This window comes from Burkholderia sp. Bp9142, from assembly GCF_003853415.1.
In the GTDB taxonomy this organism is placed as follows: Bacteria; Pseudomonadota; Gammaproteobacteria; order Burkholderiales; family Burkholderiaceae; genus Burkholderia.
Map to the genome: position 1 here is coordinate 1 of NZ_QTPP01000127.1, position 240 is coordinate 240.

Here is a 240-nt window from a genome sequence, read left to right on the forward strand (position 1 = left end):
CTTGGACTTGCTTCTGTTCGGCTATTAGGTCGTTGCGTTCGCTGTCCACTTCGACTTCGACGGGCCTGTCCTCGGCAACCAGCTCGATCAGTTCGCTGTCCACCTCGACCTCGACTGGCATCAACTCGCTGTCCACCGGCCTCAGCTCGACCGATAGCTCGGTCGCTTCGCTCTCGACCTCCACGTCGACGGGTCTGTCATCGGCAACCAGCTCGATCAGCTCGCTGTCCACCTCGACTT

General features: G+C 60.4%; 1 protein-coding gene. It reads right to left on the reverse strand.

Annotation, left to right across the window (positions count from 1 at the left end):
• On the reverse strand, window positions 1-240 hold a 240-nt coding region (locus tag DIE22_RS39275; RefSeq protein WP_311767768.1), incomplete at both ends, for a hypothetical protein.